Source organism: Mesorhizobium sp. M4B.F.Ca.ET.089.01.1.1, from assembly GCF_004022605.1.
Classification (GTDB): domain Bacteria; phylum Pseudomonadota; class Alphaproteobacteria; order Rhizobiales; family Rhizobiaceae; genus Mesorhizobium; species Mesorhizobium abyssinicae.
Genome location: NZ_RZOS01000414.1, coordinates 1 through 5,023 on the forward strand (window position 1 = coordinate 1; position 5,023 = coordinate 5,023).

Sequence of the window (5,023 nt, forward strand, 5' to 3'; positions counted from 1 at the left end):
GTTCCAGACCCTCCAGCACTTCGATGTCGGCGGCGCTGTAGCCCTCGCTGCCGTCGCGCGAGGCGGCCGGGCGCCTGGCCGCCGCCTGCACCAGGGGGTCTGCAGGGCGCGTGCTGGCGCGAACCGGCTGCGGTTGCTTTTCCAGGTTGCCGAAAAGGTCGTTGTTGTCGTCCATGCTCGCCTAGAGTCCGGTACTGCGAATCACTCCTCGATACTGCCACGCTTTTGACGGGCGAACGAGGTTCCTGTTCCGTTCGGGGTTTGGAGCCCTCTTATCCTAAAACCTTTCGATAACCAAGCCGGCTGAAATAGGTCGAATCCAACGGGTTCGGATACGTGTTTCTTTAACAATAACCCCTAGCGTAAGCCCTAACGAACAAAAGACCACGGGCGTCAGGGGTTTCGCGTGAGGGGCAAGGCCATAACCATGATCGGCATCGCCGCCGTTTTCGGCGCGATCTCGATCTTTGCCGCCGATTTCTGGGTCAAGAGCCAGGCGAGAGCCGATTCCGAAGAGAAAACGGCCTCGATCGTGGTGCCCCAGGCGCCCAAGGTCGAGTTCAAGACCATCGTGGTGGCGAACGCGCCGCTGCGCTACGGCATGCAGCTCGACAAGGCTCAGCTCAACGAAATCCCGTGGCCGCAGGATTCCCTGCCGCAAGGCGCGTTCACCTCCGTCGACGAGTTGCTCAAGGAAGGCAGCCGCGTGGTGCTGTCGCCGATCGAGGTCAACGAGCCGGTGCTGCTCACCAAACTGTCGGGGCCGAACGGCCGCGCGACGCTCTCCAACATGCTGTCGCCGGGGATGCGGGCGGTGACCATCCGCACCGATGAGATCGCCGGCGTCGGCGGCTTCGTGACGCCGGGCGACCGCGTCGATGTCGTGCTGACCCGCGACGCCGGCGATATCCAGGAAGTGGCCAAGAACGCGCAGGGCGCATCCGGCTCGACGATCACGTCCGAGATCGTGGTCGCCGATGCCAAGGTTCTGTCGGTCGGCCAGGGCGCTGACGAACGCCAGACCGAGCCGCAGGTTGCCAATTCCGTGACCCTCGAGGTGACGACCGACGGCGCGAAGCAGGTGGCGCTGGCCCGCACCGTCGGCACGCTGTCGCTGTCGCTCCGCTCGGCCAGCGACAGCAGCGCCGGCACGGACGGTCTCACCACGATCTCGTCCTTCGGCGGTTCGGTGGCGGCAACCGCGGGGGCGGCGGCCGGCTCGCTGTTCAACGCGGTGGCCACGGAGCCTGAGAAGCCGAAGTTCAAGACGATCATCGTGACGCGCGGCACGCAGGCGGAAGAGTACAAGGTGCCTTCGCCGGACCAGCAGCAGCAATAGCCGGTGGGGACCGGCGGGGACAGGGATAATGTTTGGGCTGAACACACATAGCTTGACGCAGGGGCTGCGCCTCGCAGGCGCGCTCGTCGTGGCGGTTGCGCTGGCCGGGGCTGGAGTGCTTGCGTTCGGCGGGCCGGCGCGAGCCGGCAATGACGTCGTCTATGTCTCGGCGACCAAGAACGCCTCGATCAAGGTTGCCAAGGGCAAGCCGCGGACGATCATGACGAGCGCGGCCTTCTACCAGATCGTCATCGGCGATCCGGAGATCGCCAACGTCAACCCGTTGACCGACAAGTCCTTCTATGTGCTCGGCAACAACCTCGGCACCACCGGCATCGCGCTGTTCAACGAGAGCAAGCAGCTGGTCGGCACGATCGACATCGAGGTGACGCTCGACACCGAGCAGCTGGCGAACACCATCCGCGCCAGCGTGCCGGACGCCAAGATCAACGTCGGCTCGGCCAACGGCCGCGTGGTGCTGTCGGGCGAGGCGGACGATGCGGTCGCCGCCGAGAAGGCGAACAAGATCGCCAGCCGTTTTTCCGGCAACGAGGAGGTGATCAACTCGGTCAACATCTCGTCCTCGCAGCAGGTCCAGCTCAACGTCCGCTTCGTCGAGATCAACCGCCAGGCCGGAATTGATCTCGGCGCCAAATACAGCGCCAATTTCGCGTACGGCCTCGGCGGCCGCGACGTGACGATCGATCCGGGAACGATTCCGGCGGCGGGAACCGGCGAGATCATCGGCCGGCTGCTATCCAACGGCGTCTCGATCGACATCGCCATCAAGGCGCTGGAGGAGCGCGGCCTCGCCCGGCGGCTGGCCGAGCCGAACCTGATCGCCCGCTCGGGCCAGACGGCAAGCTTCCTCGCCGGCGGCGAATTTCCGATCCCGGTCTCGGGAGAAAATGGCAAGATCAGCGGCAGCTACAAGAAATACGGCGTCAGCCTCGATTTCACCCCGACCGTGCTGAAGGACGGGCTGGTCAGCCTCGACATCGCGCCGGAAGTGTCGTCGATCGATGCGTCGGCCTCCTACAATATCGGCGAGATCTCGGTGCCGGGCTTCATCGTGCGCCGGGCCAAGACCTCGATCGACCTGAAGAACGGCCAGAGCTTCATGATCGCCGGCCTGCTGCAGTCGCAGAACGACATCACCACGTCGCGCCTTCCAGGTCTCGGCAAGCTGCCGGTGCTGGGTTCGCTGTTCTCGTCCAAGGCCTATCAGCGGCGCGAGACCGATCTTGTGATCATCGTCACGCCCTATCTGGTCAAGCCGGTCGATCCGTCGAAGAAGATGGTCGAGCCGACCGACGGCACGCAGCCGGCCAGCAATTCGGATTATTTCCTCAACAACACCGAGGAAGTGAAGGTTTCCGATCCAAACCGCGCCGTGGCGATGGCCGATGGCCGCGTCACCCAGCCTGCCGCGCCGACGGCCGGGCATTTCCTCGATCTGCCGAAGGATTGAAGCCATGCGTCCGGCTCCGCGACTGATGCTAGCCCTGTTGCTCGCCGGCCTCTGCGGCTGCACCAGCGACGACTATGTGCGCACCGAGGGCGTGTCGCCCGCCGCCGGCAACGCGCAGGCGGCCAATACGGTCATGCAGATGGTCGATCCGTGGAAATACGGCGTCCAGAACACCAGGCTGCTGGTGCCGGCAGAGCGCAGCAGCGCGACCGCCAGCGGCGGCGCCGACCAGGCGGCAGGCGAGAAGACGGCGCAGACGAGCACGACAACCAACTGATTTCTTTGACCTGACGGGTTGACGACATGGCAAGCGGCATCAAGAGCAAGAAGATCCTGCTCGTATCCACCGACAGGACGTTCCTGCAGGACACCCGCACGGCGTTCGCCGCCTCGGACGTCATCGAGCTTCTGACGGTCGAGAAGAACGTCACCGAGCTGCGCGGCGAGGTCCAGGAGGCGGATTTCGGCGCGCTGATCGTGGACATGGACGCGGCCAAGCTGGAGGAGATCGAGTCGCTGCAGCGCGTCATGCGCCGGCTGGAGGGCCGCGTGCCGGTCGTCGTGGTCACGCAGGAATTCAACGCCGCGGCGGTGCGCATCCTGGTCCAGCTCCAGGTCGCCGACTTCCTGGTCAAGCCGATCACCACCGCCGACCTGGTGCGTTCCGTGGTGCGGGCGCTGCAAGGGCCGGGGCGCGAGGAAAACACCGAGTCGCAGATCTACACCTTCATGCCCGCCGCCGGCGGCGTCGGCACCACGACGCTGGCGCTGCAGACCGCCTTCCAGCTGCATCATTCGGTGACGCGCGGCGCCTCGACCTGCGTCGTCGACCTCAATTTCCAGCAGGGCGCCTGCGCCGAATATCTCGACCTCGAGCCGCGCTTCGACATCACCGAAATCGAGAACCAGCCTGAGCGGCTCGACCGGCAGCTGCTGGATGTGATGCTGTCCAAGCATGCGAGCGGGCTGTGCGTACTGGCCGCACCGACGCGCCCATCGGAAATGCGCTCCTTCAAGACCGACGTCGTGGTGCGCATGCTCGATCTCGTCTCGGCCTATTTCGACAATGTCGTCATCGACATGCCGCGCACCTGGTTCCCGTGGACCGAGACGGTGCTGCTCGGTTCCAACAAGCTCTACATCGTGGCCGAGATGACGGTGCCGTGCCTGCGCCACACGCAGCGCCTGATCCAGGCGATCTACGAGACCGCCGGCAGGGAAGTGAAGCCGAACGTCATCGTCAACCGCTTCGAGCAGAAGATGTTCGACAACGGCATCAAGCAGGCCGACGTCCAGGACATCCTCGGCGAGCATTTCGTCGGCGGCATCGCGAACAACTACCGGCTGGTGCGCGAAGCCGTGGACCGTGGCGTGCCGCTGCACGACATCGATCCGAACGCCAATGTCGTCAACGATCTCAAGAAGATCATCTTGCCCGAGGAAGCGGTGACGACGACGGTCAAGTCGAAGTCGCTGTTCGGCATCGGCAAGGGTCTCTTGAAGAGGAAGGCCGGATGACCAGCCGCTTTTCAACCCTGCAGAACCGCGACCTGCGTCCCCAGCGCCCGGCCGAGGCCGCTCCGGTCGCGCACCATGCCGTCGTCATCCCGACGACCCGCAAGCCCGTGGCGCCCAAGGCCGAAGCAGCGCCCGGCAAGAACACCAACAAGGTGCTCGACGCGCGTGTGCGCATCCACCGCATGCTGCTGGAGGAGATCAACCTCGTCGCGCTGGAGCGCCTGCCGAAGGACGAGATGCGCCGGCAGGTGCATGAATTCGTCTCGGAAAAGACCCGCCAGGAGCGGATGGCGATCAACACCGCCGAACTCGACGCGCTGGTCGACGACATCGTCGACGAGATGGTCGGCCTCGGCCCGCTGGAGCCGCTGCTCAAGGACCCGGAGATCAACGACATCCTGATCAACGGCCACCAGAACTGCTTCGTCGAAAGGCGCGGCAAGCTGCAGCAGGTGCACATCCCGTTCAAGGACGAGGCGCATCTGCTTCGAATCATAAACAAAATCGTCGCCGCTGTCGGCCGCCGCGTCGATGAATCGGCGCCGATGGTGGACGCGCGCATGCTCGACGGCTCGCGCTTCAACGCAGCCATCCGGCCGGTCGGCGTCGACGGGCCGCTGGTGTCGATCCGCAAATTCTCCAAGAACAAGCTCGGCCTGCACAAGCTGGTCGAGTTCGGCGCCATCACCCAGAAC

Annotated in this window: 5 protein-coding genes; all 5 read left to right on the forward strand. The window is 64.8% G+C overall.

Translation table 11 applies throughout. The features are described from left to right. Positions 1–406: 406 nt before the first annotated feature. Positions 407–1,339: a Flp pilus assembly protein CpaB gene (gene cpaB / locus EN780_RS27265; protein WP_245493463.1), complete on the forward strand. Its 933-nt coding sequence runs from the start codon at positions 407–409 to the stop codon at positions 1,337–1,339. A 28-nt stretch (positions 1,340–1,367) separates the two neighbouring features. Next, positions 1,368–2,810, forward strand: a complete 1,443-nt coding sequence (locus tag EN780_RS27270) for a type II and III secretion system protein family protein (RefSeq protein WP_128275850.1) — start codon at positions 1,368–1,370, stop codon at positions 2,808–2,810. Between the two features lie 4 nt (positions 2,811–2,814). Beyond that, positions 2,815–3,087: a hypothetical protein gene (locus EN780_RS27275; RefSeq protein WP_128275851.1), complete on the forward strand. Its 273-nt coding sequence runs from the start codon at positions 2,815–2,817 to the stop codon at positions 3,085–3,087. 26 nt (positions 3,088–3,113) lie between these two features. Continuing rightward, the gene (locus EN780_RS27280) at positions 3,114–4,328 is read left to right on the forward strand and encodes a response regulator (protein ID WP_127310889.1); all 1,215 of its coding nucleotides are present in this window, start codon (positions 3,114–3,116) and stop codon (positions 4,326–4,328) included. Further along, on the forward strand, positions 4,325–5,023 hold a 699-nt coding region (locus EN780_RS27285; RefSeq protein WP_133372732.1), incomplete at its 3' end, for an ATPase, T2SS/T4P/T4SS family. The genes EN780_RS27280 and EN780_RS27285, both read left to right, overlap by 4 nt.

Bases quoted from the DNA above. Each gene is read 5' to 3' on its own strand.
- EN780_RS27270 (WP_128275850.1), top strand. From the start codon at position 1,368: ATGTTTGGGCTGAACACACATAGCTTGACGCAGGGGCTGCGCCTCGCA.
- EN780_RS27275 (WP_128275851.1), top strand. From the start codon at position 2,815: ATGCGTCCGGCTCCGCGACTGATGCTAGCCCTGTTGCTCGCCGGCCTC.
- EN780_RS27280 (WP_127310889.1), top strand. From the start codon at position 3,114: ATGGCAAGCGGCATCAAGAGCAAGAAGATCCTGCTCGTATCCACCGAC.